General features: G+C 64.4%; 17 protein-coding genes. 3 read left to right on the forward strand and 14 right to left on the reverse strand.

What is annotated here, in order from left to right:
• On the forward strand, positions 1–3,830 hold a 3,830-nt coding region (locus tag AAGI46_02975), incomplete at its 5' end, for a S41 family peptidase (protein MEM1011167.1).
• Positions 3,831–3,896: 66 nt separating this feature from the next.
• Here the strand turns inward: AAGI46_02975 and AAGI46_02980 are convergent.
• The 9 genes from AAGI46_02980 to AAGI46_03020 form a co-directional block, all read right to left on the reverse strand.
• Entirely contained in the window at positions 3,897–6,812 is a 2,916-nt protein-coding gene (locus AAGI46_02980) for a G8 domain-containing protein (protein ID MEM1011168.1), read from the reverse strand.
• 350 nt (positions 6,813–7,162) lie between these two features.
• On the reverse strand, positions 7,163–7,717 hold the full coding sequence (locus tag AAGI46_02985; GenBank protein ID MEM1011169.1) for a hypothetical protein: 555 nt from the start codon (positions 7,715–7,717) through the stop codon (positions 7,163–7,165).
• Positions 7,718–8,348: 631 nt separating this feature from the next.
• Positions 8,349–8,822, reverse strand: a complete 474-nt coding sequence (locus AAGI46_02990) for a sigma-70 family RNA polymerase sigma factor (protein MEM1011170.1) — start codon at positions 8,820–8,822, stop codon at positions 8,349–8,351.
• Positions 8,823–9,246: 424 nt separating this feature from the next.
• Positions 9,247–9,936 (reverse strand): hypothetical protein, encoded by a 690-nt coding sequence (locus tag AAGI46_02995; GenBank protein MEM1011171.1) that lies wholly within the window; start codon positions 9,934–9,936, stop codon positions 9,247–9,249.
• 319 nt (positions 9,937–10,255) lie between these two features.
• Positions 10,256–10,435 carry a hypothetical protein gene (locus AAGI46_03000; GenBank protein MEM1011172.1) on the reverse strand — a complete coding sequence of 60 codons (180 nt, stop codon included), beginning with the start codon at positions 10,433–10,435 and terminating at the stop codon, positions 10,256–10,258.
• Between the two features lie 229 nt (positions 10,436–10,664).
• Positions 10,665–11,048, reverse strand: coding sequence for a hypothetical protein (locus tag AAGI46_03005; protein ID MEM1011173.1), 384 nt, complete (start codon positions 11,046–11,048; stop codon positions 10,665–10,667).
• Between the two features lie 57 nt (positions 11,049–11,105).
• Positions 11,106–11,399, reverse strand: coding sequence for a hypothetical protein (locus AAGI46_03010; GenBank protein ID MEM1011174.1), 294 nt, complete (start codon positions 11,397–11,399; stop codon positions 11,106–11,108).
• 153 nt (positions 11,400–11,552) lie between these two features.
• Complete coding sequence (locus tag AAGI46_03015; GenBank protein MEM1011175.1) at positions 11,553–15,224, reverse strand: WD40 repeat domain-containing serine/threonine protein kinase; 3,672 nt, start codon at positions 15,222–15,224, stop codon at positions 11,553–11,555.
• Positions 15,217–15,741, reverse strand: a complete 525-nt coding sequence (locus tag AAGI46_03020; protein MEM1011176.1) for an ECF-type sigma factor — start codon at positions 15,739–15,741, stop codon at positions 15,217–15,219. The genes AAGI46_03015 and AAGI46_03020 overlap by 8 nt, the downstream gene beginning before the upstream one ends.
• 58 nt (positions 15,742–15,799) lie before the next feature.
• On the opposite strand from AAGI46_03020, the gene AAGI46_03025 reads away from it, so the two are divergent.
• Complete coding sequence (locus tag AAGI46_03025; protein ID MEM1011177.1) at positions 15,800–16,192, forward strand: DUF6404 family protein; 393 nt, start codon at positions 15,800–15,802, stop codon at positions 16,190–16,192.
• 616 nt (positions 16,193–16,808) lie between these two features.
• Here AAGI46_03025 and AAGI46_03030 read toward each other — a convergent pair.
• Positions 16,809–17,480: a choice-of-anchor R domain-containing protein gene (locus tag AAGI46_03030; protein MEM1011178.1), complete on the reverse strand. Its 672-nt coding sequence runs from the start codon at positions 17,478–17,480 to the stop codon at positions 16,809–16,811.
• A gap of 159 nt (positions 17,481–17,639) precedes the next feature.
• Here AAGI46_03030 and AAGI46_03035 point away from each other — a divergent pair, with 159 nt between their 5' ends.
• Positions 17,640–18,551, forward strand: a complete 912-nt coding sequence (locus AAGI46_03035; GenBank protein ID MEM1011179.1) for a GNAT family N-acetyltransferase — start codon at positions 17,640–17,642, stop codon at positions 18,549–18,551.
• On the opposite strand, the gene AAGI46_03040 is transcribed toward AAGI46_03035, so the two are convergent.
• The 4 genes from AAGI46_03040 to AAGI46_03055 form a co-directional block, all read right to left on the reverse strand.
• Entirely contained in the window at positions 18,508–20,154 is a 1,647-nt protein-coding gene (locus AAGI46_03040) for a hypothetical protein (GenBank protein MEM1011180.1), read from the reverse strand. The genes AAGI46_03035 and AAGI46_03040 overlap by 44 nt on opposite strands.
• Positions 20,155–20,162: 8 nt before the next feature.
• Positions 20,163–20,825 carry a PEP-CTERM sorting domain-containing protein gene (locus AAGI46_03045; protein MEM1011181.1) on the reverse strand — a complete coding sequence of 221 codons (663 nt, stop codon included), beginning with the start codon at positions 20,823–20,825 and terminating at the stop codon, positions 20,163–20,165.
• Positions 20,826–20,854: 29 nt separating this feature from the next.
• On the reverse strand, positions 20,855–21,643 hold the full coding sequence (locus tag AAGI46_03050) for a PEP-CTERM sorting domain-containing protein (GenBank protein MEM1011182.1): 789 nt from the start codon (positions 21,641–21,643) through the stop codon (positions 20,855–20,857).
• A 146-nt stretch (positions 21,644–21,789) separates the two neighbouring features.
• Positions 21,790–22,539 (reverse strand): PEP-CTERM sorting domain-containing protein, encoded by a 750-nt coding sequence (locus AAGI46_03055; protein MEM1011183.1) that lies wholly within the window; start codon positions 22,537–22,539, stop codon positions 21,790–21,792.
• Between the last annotated feature and the right edge of the window lie 14 nt (positions 22,540–22,553).

The raw sequence follows: 22,553 nt of genomic DNA on the forward strand, positions 1-22,553 counted from the left end.
ACGGCAACGACCTCTGGACCGTCGAACGCGCCGGGGGCGTCGCACGCCCGCTCGCCAGCCCGCCCGGACAGGAGCTCTTTCCCAAGTTCAGCCCCGACGGCCAGACCATCGCCTTCGTCGGCAACTACGACGGCGACCGCGACCTCTACCTCATCGACAGCTTCGGCGGCCTCGCCCAGCGGCTCACGTACCACCCGAGCAACGAGCTCCTCTGCGACTGGGCCGGCGACAATCGCCTGCTCTTCAGCGCCGGCGGTCGCAGCCACCGTCCGCAGCCGCGGCAGACCAGGCAGCTCTACTTCCTCGACGTCGACAACCCCGCCCAGCAGGAAGAGCTGCCCGTGCCGTACGGCGTCAACGCCAGCCTCGGCGAAGACGGCAAGACCCTCGCCTACACGCCCAACTCCCGCGACTTCCGCACCTGGAAGCGGTACACCGGCGGCCTCGCGACCGACATCTGGCTCTACGACCTCGAGGACAACACCGCAACACCAGCCACTGATTGGGAGGGCACCGACACCGCCCCGATGATGTTCGGCGGCAAGCTCTACTACCTCAGCGACCGCATCGACGACGCCAACGACACCGGACGACTCAACCTCTTCGAGTACGACCCGACTACGCAAGAAATCCGCCGCATCACGAACCACACCGACTGGGACGTCAAGTTCCCCAGCATGGGCCCCGGCCCCGACGGCAACGGCGAGATCGTCTACCAGTACGGCAGCGACCTCTACCTCGTCGGCCTCGACGAAGGGGCTAAGCCGACGGCAGTGAAGGTGCAGATTCCGGGTGCGACGCCGAAGCTCGCCGGTCGCACCGTCGACGCCGCCGAGTTCGTCGGCTCGGCCGCCATCGGCCCGACGGGCAAGCGCGTGCTCATCGAAGGCCGCGGCGACATCTTCAGCGTCCCGGCCGAAACCGGCTTCGTTCGGCCGATCACCGACTCGCCCGCATCGGCCGAGCGTTACCCAGCCTGGAGCCCCAACGGCCGATGGGTGCTCTTCAGCAGCGACGCCGATGGCGAGTACAACCTCTACCTCCGCCGTGCCGACGCCCCGGCGGGCATGGGCGAGGCGACGAAGCTCACCGACCTGACCGGCCGCTTCTGGTCCGCCGGCCAGTGGTCGCCGGATGCCAGCAAGATCGCCATCAGCGACCAGACCGGCCGACTGACGTTGATCACGTTCCCCGCCGACGAGCCGGAAGAGACCGGCGACGAGGACGCAACGACCAATCCAGACGAGGCCGAAGCCGTCGACCCGAACGTCCCGCCGACACCCGAGAGCGTCGTCGAGATCGACAGCAACCCGACCGGCAGCCCGATCACCGTGAGCTGGTCGGCCGACTCCCGCTGGCTCACCTACAGCCGCGGCGACGACGTCGCCTACACGTCGGGCGTCTACCTCTACGACACGACCGCCGACGAGCCCGAGCCTCTGAAGGTCACGAGCGACTTCTTCAACGCCACCAGCCCGGCCTTCGATCGCGAGGGCGACTGGCTCTACTTCGTCTCGTCGATGGACTTCCGAGGCCCCAGCTACGAGCAGGCGGGCACGACGTTCGTCTACGACAATCTCGACCGCCTCATCGCCGTGCCGCTGCGCGAGGACGTCGAGAACCCGATGCTCCCCGAGCTTGACGAGGAAGAGATCGAAGAACCCGAAGCCAAAGAGGAAGAAGAGAACGAAGAGCCCCCAACGACGCAGCCCGCCACGCAACCGGCAGACGAAGCGGAAGCTGACGAGGCCGACGACGCCGAAGCGGACGACGAAGAAGACGCCGGCATCGCCTTCGACGCCGAGTCGCCCATCCACGCCAACTGGTCCGGCGAATTGCGTGGCCTCGGAGCGATGGGTGCTCCCGATCCGTCCCCCTTCACGATGACCATCTTCGCCTACGCCGACGGCTCCTTCGCCGGCAACAGCACTGCTGACGGCGAAACCACCGACTTCGACTCCGTCGACTTCGCCGACGGCACGTTCACCTCAACAAGCACGCAAGGCCCGATCACGGCAACGATGACGGGCACGCTCGACGGCGACGAACTCACGGGAACCTGGGAAGCCGCCATGAACGGCCAAGCCCTCGTCGACGGCACCTGGAGCGCAACACGCTCCGGTCCCATCTCCGACGAAGACGTGGCCGAAGCTGCCGAATCCGGCGGATCATCGAGTGGCGACGTCGACCCGGTCGAGATCGACCTCGACGGCTTTGAAGAACGGGCCATGCTCCTGCCCGTCTCGAAAGGCTCGTTCGGCAACCTCGCCGTCAACGACAAGAACCAGCTTCTCTACGTCCGTCAGGCCGACGGCGTCTCGAGCATCAAGCTCTTCGACCTCTCTGACGACGATCCCGAAGAGGGCAACGTCGTCAGCGGCATCATCTCGGCCGGCTCGTTCTGGCCCGGCTTCCAGATGTCGGCGGACGGCAAGAAGCTCCTCGTCGGCGCTCCGCGCCCCGGCCAATTCGGAGTGCTCCTGGGCGGCGGACGGCAGGTCGGCATGGCCGTCCTCAACGCCAGCAAAGGCCAGTCGATCAGCAAGCTCGTGCCCACAGCCGGCATGGAAAAGCGCCTCGAGAACCCGCGCGACGAGTGGCGCGGCCTCGTGACCGACGCCTGGCGACGCAATCGCGATTTCTTTTACGTCGAGAACATGCACGGCGTCGATTGGCCCGCCGTCCTCGACCAGTACCTGCCGATGGTCGACGACGCCACCAGCCGTGAAGACGTCGGCTACATCATCGGTGAGATGATCGGCGAGCTCAACGTCGGCCACGCCTACGGCTGGGGCGGCGACTCCGACGAGAGTCAGCCCAGCCGCAACGTCGGCCTGCTCGGGGCCGACTTCGAACCCGCCGGCGAGTCGGCCTTCAAGTTCGTCAAGATCCTCAGCGGCGCGCCGTACGACCACGACGCCAAGGGCCCGCTGACCATGCCCGGCGTCGACGTCGAGCCGGGCGAGTTCCTCCTCGCCGTCAACGGCCGCCCGGTCGACGCGACGCAGAGCGTCTACAAGCCGTTCCTCAACCTCGCCGGCCGGCTGACGACGCTCACTGTCAGCGACAAGCCCGAGCTGGACGACGAGAACGAGAACCAGCGCGACGTCACGGTCCGTCCCATCGCGAACGAAACGTCGCTCCGCTTCCGCGACTGGATCACCCACAATCGCCAGCTCGTCGCCGAGAAGACCGACGGCCGCGTCGGCTACATCTACGTGCCCAACACCGGCATCGAGGGCCAGAACGAGCTGTTCCGCCAGTTCCACGGACAGATGCACCTCGACGGCCTCGTCATCGACGAACGGTGGAACGGCGGCGGGCAGATCCCGACGCGGTTCATCGAGCTGCTCAACCGCCCGCGGACCAACTACTGGGCCCGCCGCGACGGCCGCGACTGGGCCTGGCCGCCCATCTCCCACCAGGGCGTGCAGGCGATGCTCATCAACGGCAACGCCGGCTCCGGCGGCGACATGTTCCCCTGGCTATTCAAGCGTGCCGAGCTCGGCCCGCTCGTCGGCACCCGCACCTGGGGCGGCCTCGTCGGCATCACCCAGATGCCCCCACTCATCGACACCGGCTACGTCGCCGTCCCCAGCTTCGGCTTCTACGAAACCGACGGCACCTGGGGCATCGAAGGCCACGGCGTCGACCCGGACATCGAGGTCATCGACGACCCGTCGAAGATGGCCGACGGCACCGATCCCCAACTCGAAGCCGCCATCGACTACGTGATGGCCGAACTCGAAGCCGGCCGCGGCTACTCACCCGCCGACCGACCCGCCGACCCCGACCGCCGCGCCGTCGGCATCACGGAATCGGACAAGTAGTCGGAGTCGCCCCGCAACACTCACTGAGCCGAGCGGCCCGCCCGGATTGGGCCGGGCGGGTCGCTCTCATCGGAGCCGTTGTAGTGGTGGGATGTCGTCCAGATCATCGAAGCCGCCGGCGCGTCTGTCGGCATCTCGATTGTCTGGCCATTCGGCTTTGCCGAAGAGCACGTCGCGAGAGTCATTGCCACCGAAGCGGTCGGCACCGGATTCACCGAACAGGCGATCGCGGCCAGCTGTGCCGGTGGTCGTGCCGTTCGCGCTGCCCACAGTCACGGCGTCAGCGTCGATGTCCATCAACCCGCGCGTATCGATGTCGATGCCTGAGAAGTCGACCCGGTCGTCGGCTTCCTCCGTGAACAGCTTGATGCGATCAACACCGGATCGATCGAAGAACTGCGTGACGGTGTGTAGCCCGAAGCGCATTTCATCGCCACAAAGCACGATCGAGAGGACGTCCTCGAGATCGGTCCAGAAGGTCGTGACGCCGCGCTCTTGCTTATCCAACTCGGTGACGTCCTCTTCGTCGTTGCGGTGCTCGTAATCATTGTCGTCTTCATCGCCACCGCTGCCCGCACTTGACGCTTCGCTGACAATCTCAGCACCGATCTCTTCCAGGTAATCAGCCCAGTAAGGGTCAAGCGGCGGGAGGACCGGGTCCACGTCTGGCAAGGCCGGACCCACGAGCCCGCCGACGAGGAAGACCGCTTCCTCGGCCGCGTCGGGCAGGAGTGCGTCGGAGACGGACGTGCCGAACTCGTCTTGAAGTTGCTGGTTGGTCAGTTCAATCAGTTCGGGCCGGACGTACTCCGCGAGTTCGCCGCCCGCCGGTACTGGCACGAAATCGCCGGCTTGCTGGGGGAAGTAGAGCCCGACGTTCTCGAAGCCGGGGATGTCGAGGACGATCCGGTCCGGAAGCAAGATCGGTGGCACGTTGTTGAGTTGTTCCTCGTCGAAGAACGCATCATCGCCAAACAGGCCACCGGCGAGGCCGAGGTCGCGCGAGATGTCCATCAGGATGCCGATGCCGTCGTCGGCATAGTCGATGTCGGCCCCGTCGAACAACGGACCCGGCGGGAGAAACTCGACGTCCCGGATCTCCAGGTTTCGTGGCCCACGGTCTGGGGCGTTGATGCGAATGCCGACCGGAGCGGCGATCTCTGCGTTGTCGATGACGGCGTCACCTTGCCGCTGGGCCGCGATGCCGACAGCGAAGCCCTCCAGGGTGACGTCGCGGACCGTGATGTCGTTCTCGTTCGAAAACTGGTCAAGCTTGATGCCGACGGAGTCCTCTACGCCGGTGCCAAAGAGATTGACATTCTCGAACGTAAGCCGGCCGGAGTACGGCGCGGCGATGCCGGAGAGGGAGACGTTCCATGCGGTGAAGTCGGTGAAGGTCGAATGCAGCCTGTTCTCGTAAGCGTCCGGCACGCCGGCGATGATCCCCTCGTCGACGTAGAACTGATCGTTGCCGTCGCGGTTGTCGGTGTGGAGATAGGCCACGACAAGGCCCTTGGGGGCGTTGTAGGTCGCGTTGCCGTCGAAGCTGGGAACGGGGACCTGCTTACTGCGGACGAGTGTGCCGTCAGGGCCGATGAGTTCGCCGTTCGGGAGGTTGCCAACGTCAACCATGTTCTCGCCGAGGCCGCGTTCGACCAGGCCGAGGGTCCAGTAGATGAAGCCGTGGCCGGTCGCGCCGGAGACGACGTTGTCCTCGACGGTGACGCCGGCACCGTGGAACCAGAACCCGTCACCCTGCCAGCCGAAGTCCTGAGTGAGGACGCGGAAGTCGGGCGACTGATCTTCGTTAACCTCGGTGTCGGGCGGATTGGGGTTGCCATTCGGGTTGATCGTTCGGATGGCGATGTTGCCGACGAACGATCCGACCTCGTCGCCGGCCTCGGTGTTGAACGCGGCGCCAGTCGTGTTGTGGGCGACGTTGTCGAGGAAGTCGACGTTGGACGAGTGGTTGACGTAGGCCCAGCCCGGGTCGTCGCGGACGACGGCACCTTGCACGATTGCCGGCGCACCCGACGGACCGCCACGATGGAAGTGGACGGTGTACCGGCCGCGCACGTTGAACCCGCCGAGCTCATCCACCTCAGTCCGTTCCGTGCCGATCGATTCCTCCGACCCGGTGATCAACCGCCAGTCCTGCAGATCGATTGACTTATCAGTCCGGCCCAACCCTTCGAAGGCAACGTACCTGGCGTCGACATCGTTGGTGTGCATGAACATCACGTGGCCACGCCGGTCGATCGCGGTGTTCTCGGAGGTGAAGACGACGTTGCGTGTGAGGTTGGCGACGTGGACGTCCAGGTCGGGCCGCGGGGCGACGTGGTCGGTGGCAAGTGGTCGGTCGATCGTGACGACGTTGCCGTCGAGCGCGGTGATCGTGACGAGCTCGTCGCCAGCCGGGTCGGCCGGGTCGGTGCCGGCGACCGTGATGACGTCGCCGACCCGCCAGCCCGTCGGCTCGGCGGTGAGTGTGAGTTCGGTCGACCCGGCCGATGCACCGCCATCAAGCGCGAGGAACGCCGTCCTCTCCTCGCCGTGGATGAAGGTCCGGCCGTGGAGCAACGCGCCCCGACTCAGCAGCCGCGGGTCCCACGTTCGGTCGATCGCACCGGTGTCGGCGACGACAACGCGTGCCGTCACATCCTCGGCGACCGGATTCGCCGCCGTGCCGATTTCCAACACGCCGGTCATCGCGCTGACGAGCGTGTCGACCCGAAGCTCGGTGTCGACGTCCGTGGCGAACCGGAGCGTGCCGTCGAGGCGGACCGTCAAGATTGCCTCAGTGATCACCCCATCAATCGTGACGGTGACGCCCTCTGGCACGTGAACGTCGGCATTGTCAGTCGGGACAGTGTTGTCCCGCCAAGTCGCGGGATTCGACCAAGCCCCATCGGCGATCGCAACGTGCGTCGCCGACTCGATCGGGACCAACAGCAATGCGGGCATCTGGCTGTGGTCGGCCATGGCGTGTGCGCGACGGCCGTGGCCGTGACCATGCCCGGGCCGTGTCGGCTCGGCGTGCTCAGTGTGGACGTCATGACCTGTCGACATCGATGCGTCGCCGCTCGATGCGTCGGCACAGGCTGCGTGGCCGGCCAAGAAAACCCTCTTCTCCAGAAGTTCGACCACGGGACGGACGGCGTCGGTGACGGCATGATCAACGCGATTCTGGTGGCATGTCATGGCTATCTCCTTGAGCGGAAAGTGCAGTTGTGCGTACCTCACCCATCGATCCGTCGGCGTTGCGTGCCGGACGGACCGTTGGGAGGGGCAGGTGAACGAAAACGTCTACGTGAACGAAGTGACTGCTCGGCTCAATCGCCAAGCGGTCGGTCGAGGATCAGCCGCTTCAACTGACCAATTGCCTTCTCGGGCTGGTCGATGTCGCGGTACATCTCAGCAAGCTGGAAGCGGATGACACGCGCGACGACGATGTCGCCTTCGTCGTCCGGATCCAGCTCTGGGAGCACTTCTTCCAACAAGAGGACCGCCTCCTCCCGTTCGGCATATTCGGTCACAGCCAGGACTGCTGCCACGGCCGCGGATGTCCGCTCCGAACCGATCTCGGTCGCTTGGCGGACCTTCTCCATCAATGCGCCGAAGTACTCGAGCTGCAAGAGTGCTTCGCCCCAGGCTTCCTCGTAGTTCCACTCTTCCTCCTCGTTGAAGTCTTCCTCCTCGTCGAACGCTTCCTCATCAAAGTCCTCGTCGTCTTCAAACGACTCATCCTCTGCTGCAAGCGAGACGCGGGCGAAGGGCTCTGGTTGCGCAAACGCTCGGGAAGAACTCCACACGAGGCCCAGAGCGAGCAATGCAGCGAACGGGAGCAGGAGCGGCTTGGACGATTGGATCGTGGTCAGATGTCTCATGTGTTGTTCTCCAATGGCAAGGGGAATGCAGACGCCCCGGGCGTCGGCGGTGTGATCTGGCGGGGAGGCGTGGCCGGAATCAGCCGGTCGCGCGTCTGGCGCGGACGCTGCGGCCGTCGCAAGTCCATGCGGTCGTAGAACGAACGCCCCGCAACGGTCGACCGTGCCTCGTCCACGCGGCCGTTTGCCACGTGCACAAGGCTGCGATCGTTCGGTTGCTGGATGAGGCCAAACCCAGGAGTCAGCCCGCGTGGCTTGTGTTCCGGCCCTCGGCTAACGCGAATCGGTAACTCAGCACGATTGGTAGCCGATGTGCTTTGCTCAGCCTCACTCACTGTGAGTGCACCGTCGTGTTGAACGACTGTCTGGTATGGCTGGTCGACCCGAGCGGTCGGTTGATCTCGATTGGCGAGGGACCGAATCGTGACGGCAACCACGCCGGTAGTGATGAGAAACGCCGCCGCGACGCGCCACTGTCGGAGAGAACCGATACGTCCAATCGACGCAGAATGGCTGAAATGACTCGGTCCAAGCACATCAGCTCGGGTCGCGATATCGTCGGCCAGATCGCCGGGATATCTCGTGTTTCGATGCGCTCTGCCGGCTTGATCGAGTTGTCGTTCGAGCTCGTTCATTCAAAGGCTCCCAGCTTGAGTTTCAGGTTGCTCATCGCTTGGCTGAGGGTCGCTTTGACAGTCCCCTCGGCGCAGCCCATCACGGCCGCTGTGTCGCGGACCGAGAGCTGCTCAAAGTGCCGAAGCACGACCGCCTCTCGTTGACGGTCGGACAGGTGCAGCACTGCCAAACGCACGGCGTCAATTTGTTCGGCCGTGTCGGCAACAGCCGCAGGAGCAGGCTGTCGGTCGACGGGCTCGGCCGCGTCGTGATTCGTGAAAGGAACGCGGCGTTGCATCTCGCGACAAACGTTCAATGCGATGCCCAATCCCCAGGTTCGCACAGAACTCCTGCCGTCGAACCTCGCGATCTCGCGGATGAACCGCAGGCCAGTCTCTTGCGTCGCGTCACACGCAGCATCACGGCGACGAAGGATCGAAACGGCATAGCGATACCACACGTCCTGCTCTGCTCGAAGGAGCTCGTTCAACGCGGCACGATCACCGCACCGCGCCGCCTCGACTCGCGCCGGAGGCGTGGACGCCACACTCACGCTGTCGCCGCTCTGTGAGACGGATGTGTCGAGCCAACGTCGCAACTTCAACCCCGGTCGGGTTTCCAACAGAGCTGCAGCGTGTTGGGTGCTTTGGAACACAACCATCTCCAAGTTACAGCCGCGTGGTCATCTCGGGCCACACGTGAGTGCGAACCAGCGGCGTCCGGTTTAGTCGTCATCCGATATTTTCGCTCCGCTGACCGCGGCTACGAACCCGCCGACCCCGACCGCCGCGCCGTCGGCATCACGGAGGACGACAAGTAGTCTGACTCGGCACGACGTCGCGGCCACACGAAAACGGCCCGCCCGGCTCTCGCCGGTCGGGCCGCCTCAACAGAAAAGGAAGCATCGTGCGTCGCTACGCCGCCAGACGGACCTGGCCGCCGGGCAGGTTGGTTGTCGCCGCATCCGCCAGCGGCCCGACTTCGCCGCGGCCGTTGTAGTAGTTGGCCGTCACCCAGATCGTCGCACCGGCCGGCACGTCGAGCGGCATCGCGATCGTGTGGTTCATCCGCGTCGCCTGGCCCGCGTGCGTCCAGCCGCCGATGTGCGTCGGGACCGTCGGGCTGACCGCGTAGTAGACGTTCATGCCGTTGATGCCCGCCGGCTTGCCGGCCCGGCCGTCTTCGCGGCGAATCTTGATCGCCACCATGTGCCGCTGGCACTCGCTGATCGTGACGACCGGCTCTTCAGTCGGGGCCGGCCGCTCGGTGCGGGTGCGATCCGGCACCGTGATGCCCAGGGTCCGCCGCTGGAAGTCGGTGGTCTCCGGCCGCGCCTGAATCTGGCGAACCAGGGCTCGTGTTGCCGTGCGCAGTTCGCGCAATTTTTCCTGCTGTTCTTCGACAACAGGCCCGGTGCGGGTGTGCGGGTTGCTCGCCATGCCGACGAGCGTCTGAGTGTCCGTCAGGATGCCCTGGTACGCCGTGAAGGCGGCGGGGTCGACGCCGTAATCAGTCGGCTCAGGCGCAATGTTGGCGACGAAGGAGACGCACCACTCGATGAGGTCGGCGATGCGATTTGGCAGATAGTCGGTACGTCCGGGCATGGGAGTTCTCGGTAGAAGATCGTGGAACCAGCCGGCCCCGGTATCACCGTGACACCCGCCGGCTGAGACCTGTGTCGACCACCACGGCAGGGCACTTTGGGCGAGGACAAGATTTTTCCCGACTGCGTCTTCCCTTCTGTCGTCTCGAATCGCGACCGACGGCATCAGTTAAAGTGCATGCCGCCGACAACGCAGCGTCATGGCCGACTTCGGGATCATCCTGCTCATCTTCATCTTCATCGTCGGCGTCGTGCTTGCCTTCCCGCTCGCAGCCGGTACCTGCGCTACGCTCGGAGCTCCGCTGTTCGCCCTCGACTGGCTAGGGGAGCACTGTCCCGGCTTCACGCACCTCCGCCGCCTCTACCGTTCGGGCCGCCTCGTCATCCGGTTCATCGCCCCCAACATCCGCCGCGACGTCGAAGTCCTCGACGCTTCCCGCGTCTATGACGGCCTGCTCCTCGTCCGACAACGAACTTGGAACGTCCTCTACGCGTCCCATGGCGAAGGCCGAAGCCGCCGTTCGGCGAGCTTGAAACGGTCGCCATCAACGAACTGTGGTTGCGAACCGGCCGCCCCTGGGGCGGGCCGGTGCCGACGAAGTAGCGTTGAGTCAAAACGAACACGGTTCCGCTTTTGGTCACACTCGATTCCCGGCACTTGCAGCAACCCTCTGACTCAAACGAACAAGCTGCATCTGTGGCCAATCTTATGCCAGACATCGATCTCATTCACGGGACGCCCCATGTCTTCGCGGTCCCGTCGTAGGACCCCGAGAGAATCAGCCGCCCGTCCGGAGAGACAACGAGATCGCGAACACGTTTCTCATGGGCTTGGATCGTGTGCATCTTCTCGCCGGTCACGAGATTCCAGAGCAGGACACGCCCAAAGTCGTCGCCCGCGGCAATGACATTGTCACTGACGAACGCGACGGCGAAGACCTTGTAGCCGTGACGGAACGTCCCGAGTTCTTCGCCGGTCGTCGCGTTCCATGCACGAACCGTGCCGTCGCGTGACGTGGACGCGATGCGATCGCCACGGACGGCCAGGTCGAGCACGACGTCACTGTGGCCGTTGAGCTCCCGCTCCATCTCGCCGGTCGCGTAGCTCCACACCTCCACACGGCCGTGTTCGGTCCCGGTGAAAGCCCGCTCCGGCGACACCGCGACGGATCAGACGTGCAGGTTTCCGGCGCCTGGCTGTAGCTGAGAGTCCTCGACCTCTTTGCGATTCGCGACGTCAAAGACATGCACGCGGGTATCGCCGCGAAAGACGAAGAGCCGCGACCCGTCCGGGCTGAAGAGTGACCGCCAAGCGACGACGCCCGCATCGAGCGGGAACCAGCCGATCCGCCGGCCGTCACTCATGCTCCCGAGCGTCACGGTCGGCTTCGCCCACGCGTGTTGTCCGTGAGCCGTCACCACGGCGAGGACCAACCCGTCCGGCGAAACGGTGACGCCCTGCACCTGCCACGTAAGGTCTTGCCCAAGCCGGACCGGCTGGATGACGGCGGTCTATTCGCCGGTCTGAAGGTTAAAGAAGCGGACCGTGTCGCACTTCACGTTTTGAGAACAGCCTTGAATCCACGCTGCCGCTAATCAGCTTCACGCGCACGCAAATCAGCTTGCGGCTCTCCGCGCGCGGGATCGACGTTCACCTTCAATATATCGCAAAAGCATTTTGCTGGCTTCGCCTCGCAGTCTGTCGTCGATCTCGGCGTTCGTCCGGATCATTCGAGCGACGTCCGATGCGTCGCCCCGGGTCTCCTCCCAGAGCGTGCCAATCATCTCTTCTGCTGACATCTTGGCTGCCCTGACCGCTTGCTGCTCATCCAGTTGCCGTGTTGGATCAGCGGAGTCCCAAACGCCCACAATCGTCTCATTCTCGCAGATAGAGACAGTAATGAGCCTTCGACCGCTTCGGTCGAACGCCATCCAACCGAGGTACACGTCGTCTCTGACGTCTCGTCGAGATAGGGCGCCGAGGTATCGCGGAGCACGACCGCTTTCGCTGCCAACAATTGACACGCCTCCTTCCACCGTACCGACAGCCAGTCGTTCCCCGTCTGGATGGAATGCGAACCCACTTACCAGTTGAGTATTGATCCGAACGACGTTAGTGGGATGGCTGACTCCGGCAGCAGCGTCTGTAATCTCTTCGCCAGCTCTCAAAACAGCGATCGAGGGTCCACGGAGGTCGACTTCACCGGTCGAGGGAACCGTGTCGAACATCTGATAGGCAATGTCGCCCGAGTATGGATTGACCTCGGCAACGAACATAGCTTTCGTCTCAGCTATTACGCTCTCGATTCGGGTCCACGAATTTGTGTCCCAGCGACTGATCTCATCGTACGGAAACGACGTCCCAATTAGAGTATGACCGTCGTGAGAGAACATTAGATCGATGAAGCCATCGTACTCGACTTCGACACATGTCTGTATCTCTCCACGTCGAGTATCGATAACGTACAGTGCTGAGCTGACCGTGACATCCTCTGATAAGAACGTCGCAGCAATCAAATAGTCCCCACTCGGATGCCAGCAAATCCGATCTGACTTCATCTGATGATCACCTTGATCTATCAACCAAACGTATTCAAGAGACCATGTATCAATGAGCGATATAGAATCGCGTCGTACGATTGCAAGTCGTGATCCATCAGGTGACAGAGATAAGTCCGTGACACGACTACCGTCGCCAATGATCGATACCAGATGTTCGGCCCTATCATAGTCGTAGATGTGAATATCTCCGCTGTCGCCGACCATGTAGACAAGCTCTCGATGCGTATCAGTGTCTATATCGATGGCAGTTGCGGTATAGGGTTTTGTGAACGAACGGTACGCGGACTGCTCGGTCGCACGGCGCCGTGAGACGAGCCAGAGTGCTGGGTTCGACCGTTGCCGATCATCGTCGATCTCCGATCTAGATAAAAACGAACGGCGTTCATCGCCGTAACATGGTAGGCCCTCTTGGTCACGAATGCTGTCCGATTGCAATGGCTCGATTGACAGACGCGGTGACCGGGGAGTGCCGAGGCTTCGGCGACCGCCTTTTGAATATGGCCGAAACCGTCGAAGGTCCGTTGGAATAACAAAATTGTCCAGCAAAAGTGAAAGCTCCGCGTTTTCGATGTGGCGGCCGCTGTCGACTGTCCAGGATTGCGCCCCGGTAGACTGATTATCAATGTTAAACATGACATGCACGTGGCGGCCGCCTTGCGAAAAGGCAAGTTGTAACCTATCTACGTCTTTGATCGATCGTTCGAAGAAGAGGGAGTGATCTGAGAAATCCCAAATCTTCAGCTTGCCGTCGACGGACAGGGCCGCGATCTGCGAACGGTTTGGACGGAATCGGACCTCGGCCACGTGACTTTGGCTGACAACGAAATGTCGCGGTTCACTCGTTGGCTGGACGACATTGAACAGCCTCACATGGCCGTCCGCTCCCCCGACTGCGACAAGTGAGCCATCAGCGGTCATCGCGATCGGTGTCGTGGCACTTCCTTCGCCCGCAGTGGTTTCTAGGTCGGGCTTGAGATTCCAAGGCGAGCGGCTGATGTCCCAGACCCGTAGACGTCCCGTGTCGTCGATCGCGGCGAGAACGGTGCCGTCTTCGCTCGTGTCGATGTCGATACCGACGACGACGCCAAGCAACTCTGTCGAGAATTCCTCAATTGCGGGTGTCCACCACCTGTCGGCTTGGAGGGCCGCTGCTTTGTTCCGAAGAACGCCCCATTCCCAACCCCTGACATCTTCGGGCGTCTTTTCAAGCCACTCGAACGCATCACCGGGTCGGAAGTCATCGAGTGAGGCGGACACGAATGAGAGCGTGTTGGCGTAGCTGAGTCTCTTGTTCTCGTTAAGTCGTTCGACGGCTTCGTTCCGCGCTTCGTTGGCTGCTCGGGCGGCAGCGATCGATTCATTGCGTCGAAGGACTGCGACTTCGGCTTCTTCGTCAGCCCGCTGGCCCTCTCGAATCGCGTGTGTAGCGAAAACCGAGGTGGAAAGCAGTCCCAAAAGCAGTGCGATCAAGACCGACGCTGCGGCGACGACGGGGCCGCGATGGCGGCGAACGAGCTTGCGGAGTTGATAGATGTGTGAAGGCGGGGCGGCCTCGACGGGGTCGCCCGCTGCATGTCGTTCGACATCGTCGGCGAAATTGCCGGCCGAGTCGTACCGCCGGGATCGGTCCTTCTCGAGCGCCTTCATCACCATCCAGTCAAGCTCGCCGCGCATCAGCAGTCCCAAGCGTTTTGGTTCAGACCGTCGGTGCTTGGCGATCTCGGGCGAGGTGACGAGGCTCGTCGACACCCGCGTACTTGGCTTCGGCGGCTCTTCCTCGCGGATGATGCGTTGCCATTCGTCGATAGCACCTTTGGCAAAGCGCGTGTGATCTAGGGGCGTGGTGCCGGTGAGCAGTTCATAGAGGATGACGCCCAGCGAGTAGACGTCGCTGCGGGTGTCGACGTCGAGGCTGCCGTCGGCCTGTTCGGGGCTCATGTATTCGAGCGTGCCGATCATGCCGCCGTGGGCGGTGAAGAGCGTCTTTTCGGTCAGCCGTTGGCTGATCGCCTTGGCGATGCCGAAGTCAATGACCTTGGCGAAGGGCCGGCCGTCCTCGGTGGCGACGAGCACGTTGGCGGGCTTGAGGTCGCGGTGGATGACGCCTTTTTGGTGGGCGTGCTGGACGGCGCTGCAGACCTGGCGGAACAGGTCGAGGCGGGCGGGGATGTCGAGGCTGTGCTTGTCGGCGTACGCCGTGATCGGGTCGCCGCGGACGAGGTCCATGACGAAGTACGGCCGGCCCGTGTCGGTCACGCCGGCGTCCAGCACGCGGGCGATGTGCGGGTGGTCCATCAAGGCCAGCGCCTGCCGCTCGGCCTCGAAGCGGGCGACGACGGCCATCGTGTCCATGCCGAGCTTGATGACTTTTAGGGCGACTCGCCGGACGACCGGGCTCGTCTGCTCGGCCATCCAGACGCTGCCCATGCCGCCCTCGCCGAGGCGTTGGAGCAGCTTGTACCGGCCGATCAGTTGGCCTTTCTTCTCCGTCTTGCCGAAGCCGTCGAACTCGGTCGGCGGCTTGGCCATCAGCCGGTCGGCCGGCACCTGCAAAAAGCCCTCGCCGTCGGCCGCCTCGGCGGCTTCGACGAGCGCCGCCACTTCCTCGCCGAGCGCCTCGTCGTCGCCGACCGCGTCGAGGATGAAGGACGGGCGCTCGTCCGGCGGCAGGTCCATCGCCTGCTCGAAGAGCTTTTGGACGCGTTGTGGGTCGGGCTGGTCAGGCATTGCAGTCTTTCAGCAGGCGGTAGAGCTGGGCTCGGGCGAATTGCCAGTCGCGTTTGACGGTGCGTTCGGTGATGTCGAGGGCTTCGGCGATCTCGGCGAGCGAGAAACCGCCGAAGAACTTCATGCGCACCACGTCGGCCGCGCGGTTGTTGCTTCCCCCACCTAAGCGGGAGATGGCTTCGTCAAGGGACAGGATTTCTTCGCACCGGTCGGCGGCGGCGAGTTGCAGGGCGTCGGGCAGGTCGTCCCACCGAACCGGCCGGGCGTCGCCGCCACGTTTGTCGGCGAGCTTCTGGCGGGCGTGGTCGACGAGCACACGCCGCATCGCGGTCGTCGCGGCCTTGAAGTACGCGGCGGCGTTGGGGTAGCTGCCGCGACGCAACCGCAGAAAAACTTCGTGAACGACGGCCGTCGCGGAGAGCGTGTGGTCGCGACGCTCCTGCTGCATCATCCGCCCGGCGGCCTGGCGCAGCTGGTCATAAAGCTGCCGATCGAACGGCGACGTTTCGTCTGCCATCGGCCGCAGGATATCGAAAGCGAACAGCGTTCGCATGTCGGATACGCTGTCATGGACCGTGAGCGACGACTACCAGCGACGCACGGAGGAACTCGGGCGGGCGCTGCGAAAGCAGGGCGTGCGGGGGCGGGAGTTCGCGCCGTGGCCGTACCGAGTGGCATGGCGGATGGGATGGCGGGTGCGGTCGCCGTTGTATCAGCCGCTGTGGTTGCTGGCGATCGTGTGGGGCGTGCCGTACGGCGTGACGCTGGCGATTCTATTTTGGCTGGACTCGGCGACGATCGGGTGGCTGACATCAAACGTGGGCGGGGACGGTGGATTCAGTTGCGCGATGATCGTCTTCATGAGCACGTTCTGGGGCGTCGGGATGGCTTGGTGGTTGAAGAGCAGATTCCGCAACGTGACGCTGCCGCCTTGGGACGCGGCACCCCCTGGCGAAGCAACCGCATGAGGCAGCCGTGGCTCGACGTTGGCTTCGCGCGGGTGAACGTAAGCGGGCTTGGCGGCAAACTACGAGCTGAAGCTCGTGCCACCGGGGATGGGGTGAGTGAACCCATCACGGCATTGGCGTCATCCCGGGCAGGATGGCTGTCAGGATGGGTGGGAGCGGCGCCGGCCTTGCAGAGACTGAGGCCTAGGCGGACGTCATTGGCGTGATTGTGGGCAAGACTGGATGCAATCCTGGCGTCATTGGCTTCCGTGGCGGCGATATTGGCTTGTGTCCCTGCAAGAATGACGTCAGTCTTCGGAAAACTGGTCTCATTCTTGACAAAAATGGTTTAACTCTTGTCGGGAATGGCTTCATTCCTCGCAAAACTGGTCTCATTCTTCGCAAGAATGTTCTCATTCTTTGGAAGATTGAACCCAGTTTTTGCCGCACTGGCATTCGGACGTCGCGGACTGATGGACGGTGACGGCCGGTTGAACGCGTGGTGGGGCGGTTTTACTTGGACGCACGGCACATCAGCGGCTCATAAGGCGGAATCGGACGCTCATGGGTGGTGTGTGGTCGATCTATGCGATGGCGCGATCGACGGGCTGGACAGTCAGGCGTGACGCCAGCGGATTCAGTGGCGGGGACGCCGCGTGCGGCCGAGCAGGAGTGTGCCGATGGCCAGGGTCGAGAGCGTGGCAGGCTCGGGGATCGCCGTGGCGTTGATGGCGAAGCTGTTGAAGACCGAGCTGTCGGCAGTCGGTGGCGTCGCGCTGATGCCGAAGCGGTAGCCGTCGAATGTGGCGGGGCCCGTGGGCGTGACGGCGGGGTTCTCGGCGTTCCAGAAGAAGGTCTGGTTGCCGATCGCGCCGTTGACCAGGAGGAAGTAGCTCGTGTCGGGCAGCAGCTCGAAAGGTGTCCCGGCGGTGAAGGTGAAGAAGTTGCTCACGCCGACGGGGAAGTTGTCGGGCGACAGGGCCGGGTTGTCGAGGACGAAGAGCTGGGTCTCGGGAACGCCGAGGGTGCCGTCGGAGGAGGAGCTGCTCCAGATCGCGACATGCGGGATCGACGGGCTGAGGCTCGTGACGTCGGACAGGAGGAGCGTGACGTCCTCCAGCTCGTAAGGCACGCCGGCGGGCGTGGTGAAGCCGACGGCCTTGCTGCGGGCTTCGACGTTGGAGACGCTCGAGCCGTTGAAGACGGTGGCGGCGTTGGGGTCGGAAGGAAGGTTGCCGAGGAACTGGGCCGACGCGAAGTTGGCGAACGCGAGGCCGGCGACAAGGCCGACGAGCAGGGTCTGTTTCATCATCTCTCCAGAAGGCGTGGTGGAACGCCGTGGTTTGTTCTGAGAACATAACGAGGCGGAGCAGCCATCGCAATCCAATTCTGAAGGCGGTTGCTTTTCCTTGAAGATTGAGCCAGCTTGCAACACGTCAATGGCCGACGTGTCGTACGCTGCCCATCGGTGCAGGTGATCGAGCCAACGCAGTCGGACGTCGTCGAAGCTGGATCGCCAGAGACGGTTCGGCCGGCGCGGATGTTGCTGCCGGCGGCGATGCACCCGACGACGGTCGAGCGGTTCTGGGTCGCGCGCAATGAAGTCCGTCGCATCGTCGGTGCGGCGGCGGTGTCGCGTTTGTGGTCGGGCGGCGAGGATGCCGGGCCGAGTGCAGAGCTGTCGGTGCTGGACGGCTTTCGTGGGCGCGGCCTTGGTCGAATGCTGCTTGAACAGGTCGTGTCGCACGCGAGAACGCTCGGTGCGAAGGGGTTGCACGGGCGGGCGGCGTACGCGGAGGACTCATCGGAGCTGCGGGCCGCGCGGTCGATGGGGTTCGATCGCGGCGTGGCTGCGATGGAGGTGACGCTCGACGCACGCGACGTCGCTCGCGAGTGTCAGCACGTGCTGGACCGACTGCGACAGCGCGGCCGTGTGCCAGCGGGTGTTGTCGCTCGGCCGCTGTGCGAGGTGGACGAGGCGTTGCTCGACGAGGTGGCTGAGCAGCAGTGCATCGAGGTCGGCGGCGATGCAGTAGACGTGCGACGTCGACTCGGGCGGATCGATCCTGACGCGTTCGACCTGGACGTGTCGGTGGCCGTGACGGATGCGGAAGGGCTGGTCGGCTTCGGCCTGGTGCACGTGCCGGCGAGGGACGTGGCTGCGACGGTGATGGAGTCGGTCGTCGTGCTGCCGCGGGCCAGGCGTGGCTGGGCGAACGCGATGCTCAAGGAGAAGGTCGCCACGCAATTCGTCGCCAAGGGCGGGACGACGTTTCAGATGATGACGTTCGACACGCACCGCGACACGCGTCGCCAGGGCGAGCGGCTGGCGGCGGTCAAGACGCGGACGCTCGTTCGGCCGACGATGCTTCTTGCTTGAGCGCTTCCTGCTCGTGCAAGACGGCGGCGTGTTCGTCGCCGAGTTGACGGAGCAGCCGGGCGAGGCGTCGCCGGGTCGGGACGTCGCCCGGACGCCAACGCAGCGACTGCTCGAACGCGAGACGCGCGTTACTTGCGTCGCCGGCACCGGCGAGGCACCGGGCGAGCGTGGCGTGGGCATGGCCGTCTTGCGGCCGGGCTTCGACGACGGTGAGAGCGTGTTCGATCGCGGCTTCGTGTTCGCCGGCGACTGCGTGCAGACGGGCGAGTGCCGCGGCGGCATCGGGATGGGGCAGGCAGCGTTCGTAAAGCGACCGAGCTTGCGGCAGTCCGGCGAGGTCGGCGGCGGTCGCGGCAAGGAGTGGATCGTCGATCTGGTCCAGCAGGGTTGCGGCGGCTTCCGCGTCGCCATCGCGGGCGGCAGTCAGGGCCGAGGCTGCGCGGAGCAACGGCGTGTCGTGCCCGGCAGCGGCGATGGCCTGGACCTGCGACGAGAGCGCGGCCTCGTCGCCGGAGCGAAAGGCAGCCATCGCGGCGACGGTTCGCGCCGGGAGCGTGTCGAGCCGATCGGCGACGGTGTCGATCCAACGCGTCGCCACGTCGGACCGGCCGTCGGCGAGTGCGGAGGCGGCGAGCACGACGGCCGCGGGGTCGTTGAGCCGCTGCCGGGTCTCGCCGTCGCGACGGACGACAGGCTCGCGAAGTCCACGTGATGTGAGGAACGCGATCGACTCGGCCTCGGGGTGTTCAACGCTGGTCTCCGGCTCGGTCGATGGAAAGACCGGAACCTCGACCTTGCCAGGAATCCAGGACTTGCCGGGATGGTCTGCACGCGGCGGCAGGGCGAGCAGTTGTCGCACCGTCGGAGCGACGTCGATCGCCTGGGTTTCCGCGGGTGCGGGAACGCCGCGGGTCAGGAGGAAGCCGTCACTGGTTCCTGCGGGTGCCGGTGCATGAGTCGCCCAGTGGGCAGCGGTCTGGCATCTCGCGCCGGCTACGATGAGTCGGCCGCCGAGTTGGCGGACTCGGCCGATCATCATCGCGGCGAATCGGCCCAGTCGCTCGCGATCACCGCCGGCACGGAGGATCGGCCCGAGGTCGTACGCGACGAACAGCAGCGGCGGGCGATCGCGCTCCAACACGTCGGTTGCCGCGGCATGCAGACTCACGAGCTTTGCCAGGTGCTCGGCAGCGACGAGTGCACCGCGGCGTTCTGCGAGCGTGCCGCTGCGAAGGCGTCGAATGAGGTCATCGCCAGCGATGTCGGCGAGGGCGTCGTCGCCGAGGTCGTCAGGCGTGAGCGAGTCCGTGGCCTCGGCCGTGACGGCGGACGAGACGTCCGACCATGCCGTCGCGGTTGGGATCGACGCGGGTCGAGGCGCGTAGAGCAGCGGATCCCAGACGTCGTCGTTGCCGACGCGGTGTCGCCAGGCCGGCAGGCCGGTTACGAGTGTTGCGAACAGCGTCGCGGCGACCGGCGGATCGGCAATGTGCAGCCGGGCGATCGGACTGTCCGCTTCATTCGAGCTGGAACCGCCCACGTCGTCGTAGCTCAGACCGGCGATGCCGACGAGCACGAGCGTGGCATCCGACGCGTCGGCCATGTCCAACTCTACCTGCGACGCCGCAGCAGCGTCACACCAGCGACGCCCGCGAGTGCGACGGTTGTCGGCTCTGGGACGACGGTGACTTGCAGGCCCCAGGCTTCGGTCGTCGTGACCTGCGTCCAGTTCAGGCCGTCGGTCGTGCTGAACCAGCGCGACTCGAACGTGCCGATCGTCGGGTCGCCGTAGTTGCTGAAGGCAACCGGACGCGTGGTCTGCCGATCACTGATCGCGGCCGCAACGGCAAAGGTGTCGGGCACCGTGATGTTCGGCACGTCGAACGTCACCTGAAACTCTTGCGAATCGATCGGCAGACTCAGGTTGTCGATGAGCAGATCGTCGATTGTCGGCGACTGGTAGAGGATCGACGAAGGCCGGCCGGCTGAGTCGACGTCGTAGAGCCGGAGCGTCAGGTCGATCGTGCCGGTGTTGTCGATGCCGCTGAGCGGGATGAACTGCTTCCAGAGCCCGACCGTCACCTCGGTGACCTCGCGTTCGGTCCCTTCGAGCGTGATCGTGTTTGCGTTGTAGCGCGGCGGTGCCTGGAACGCCCACTGGATGCCGTCGCGCGTCGGGCCGAAGTTGCTGTAGACGATCTCTGCCGCAACGGATGATGCCGCCAACAGAAGGCCCACCAAGCCCGCGACGATCGAAAGGAAGGTCTTCTGCATAGAGAAGCTCCAGTAAAACGAGGAATGGATTAGCGACGTCGGGCGGCGAACGCTGCCGCACCCAACGCGAGCATGGCAGCCGAGGTCGGCTCGGGAATCACACCCGCGGCGAGGCCGACGCCGGGCGTGCTCTCGTAGGCGTAGCCGGTGACGAAGCCCTCGAGTTCGTCGGGCTGGCCCGAGAGCGAGGCATTGACCTTGGTTGTGATGACGATGCCGATCCAGCCGTAGTGCTGCTCGCCGTCGATGATGGTGCGGACGCCGATGTACTCGGGCGTCTTTCCGTCGATGACTTCAAAGTTGCCGCTATCGGTGCCGTCAGCGCCGACCTGATTGCTGCCGGCGATGCCACTGATCGATGACGAAGCATCGGGGTTGAACGTCGGCCCGGTGAGCCCGATGAACTGCCACGAGCGCGTCGTGCCGTTGTCGGTCGCGTCGATGATCTCGCCGAACTGGAGGTCGAGCGGGTTGTTGGCTTCGCCGAGCGGCGCGGTGCGGTCGACGAGGATCTCGTCCTCGCGGTTACCAATCGCGTTGTCGGGATTGCCCTGAATCTTGATGTTGAGCGCTCCCTGTGCTTCCTCGTACGACACTTCGAGCTCCGTCGTGCCGTCCTGGTTGAAGTCGATCGGGATGATGATGTCGTTTCCACCGTTGGCCGGGCCGATGCCCGGGACGTTGGGGCCGTTGAAGAGGGCTCCGTCGACCGGGCAGAGCTCGGTGTAGACGACGTCGGCGGAAGCAGAAGCCGCGACGGTCAGTGCTGCCGCAGCGGCGGCGTAGGCGCGAACGCGTGGTTGTGTAGAACGATGCATTGGGACGAGGGTCGGGGCGTTTCGATACGCGAAAGCAAACAACCAAACACCTACGTGGCACGTCGAGACGTGCACGGAAGCGTCGGGCAAAAGGCGTCTGCCGCGTGGTTGGGTGCACGCGGCAAACGCTGGGAGAGAGTGTCGGACTAGCGGCGGCGACGCATCGAAGCGAGGCCCGCGGCACCGAGGGCTAGGACGGCTGCCGAGGTCGGCTCCGGAATCGCACCGGCCTTGATGCCTGCGCCGGGAACGTCGTTGTACGCGTAGCCGCTGACAAAGCCGGTGAGCACGTCGTTGGTGTTGTCGCGCTCAGTGATGACGATGCCGATCCAGCCGTAGTGCTGCTCGCCATCAATAATGGTCCGAACGCCGATGTACTCCGGCGCGATCGGGTCGAGCAGGTCGAAGTTGCCACCGCCGTTGCTGTTGGAGATGCCGCTTGGCGAGTTGCCGCTGTCGGTGAGGCCGATGAACTGGAACGACCGTTCCGGCGACGTCAGCGAAGCGTCAATCGTGTCGCCGAACTGCAGGTTCAACGGGCTGTTTGCGTTGCCCGCTGCCTGGGTTCGGTCGACCACGATCTCGTCTTCAGCGTTGCCGACCGCATTGGTCGGTGAGCCCTGGATCTTGATATTCAGGTTGTTGGTGACTGGTTCCTCGTAAACGACTTCCATTTCGGCCGTGCCGTCCTGATCAAAGTCGATCGGGATGATGATGTCGTTGCCGCCGTTGCTGGTGCCTTGGCCAGCGACGTTGGGCCCGTTGAACAGGGCGCCGTCGACTGGGCCGACTTCGGTGAAGACGATTCCGGCCGATGCCGGCGCGGCGATCGAAAGGGCGGCGGCGGAGGCGGCGTAGGTGCCGAGGCGTGCGGTATTGAGCTTGTTCTGTTGCATTTCCGTGGATCTCT

Source organism: Planctomycetota bacterium, from assembly GCA_038746835.1.
Taxonomy (GTDB): domain Bacteria; phylum Planctomycetota; class Phycisphaerae; order Tepidisphaerales; family Tepidisphaeraceae; genus JBCDKH01.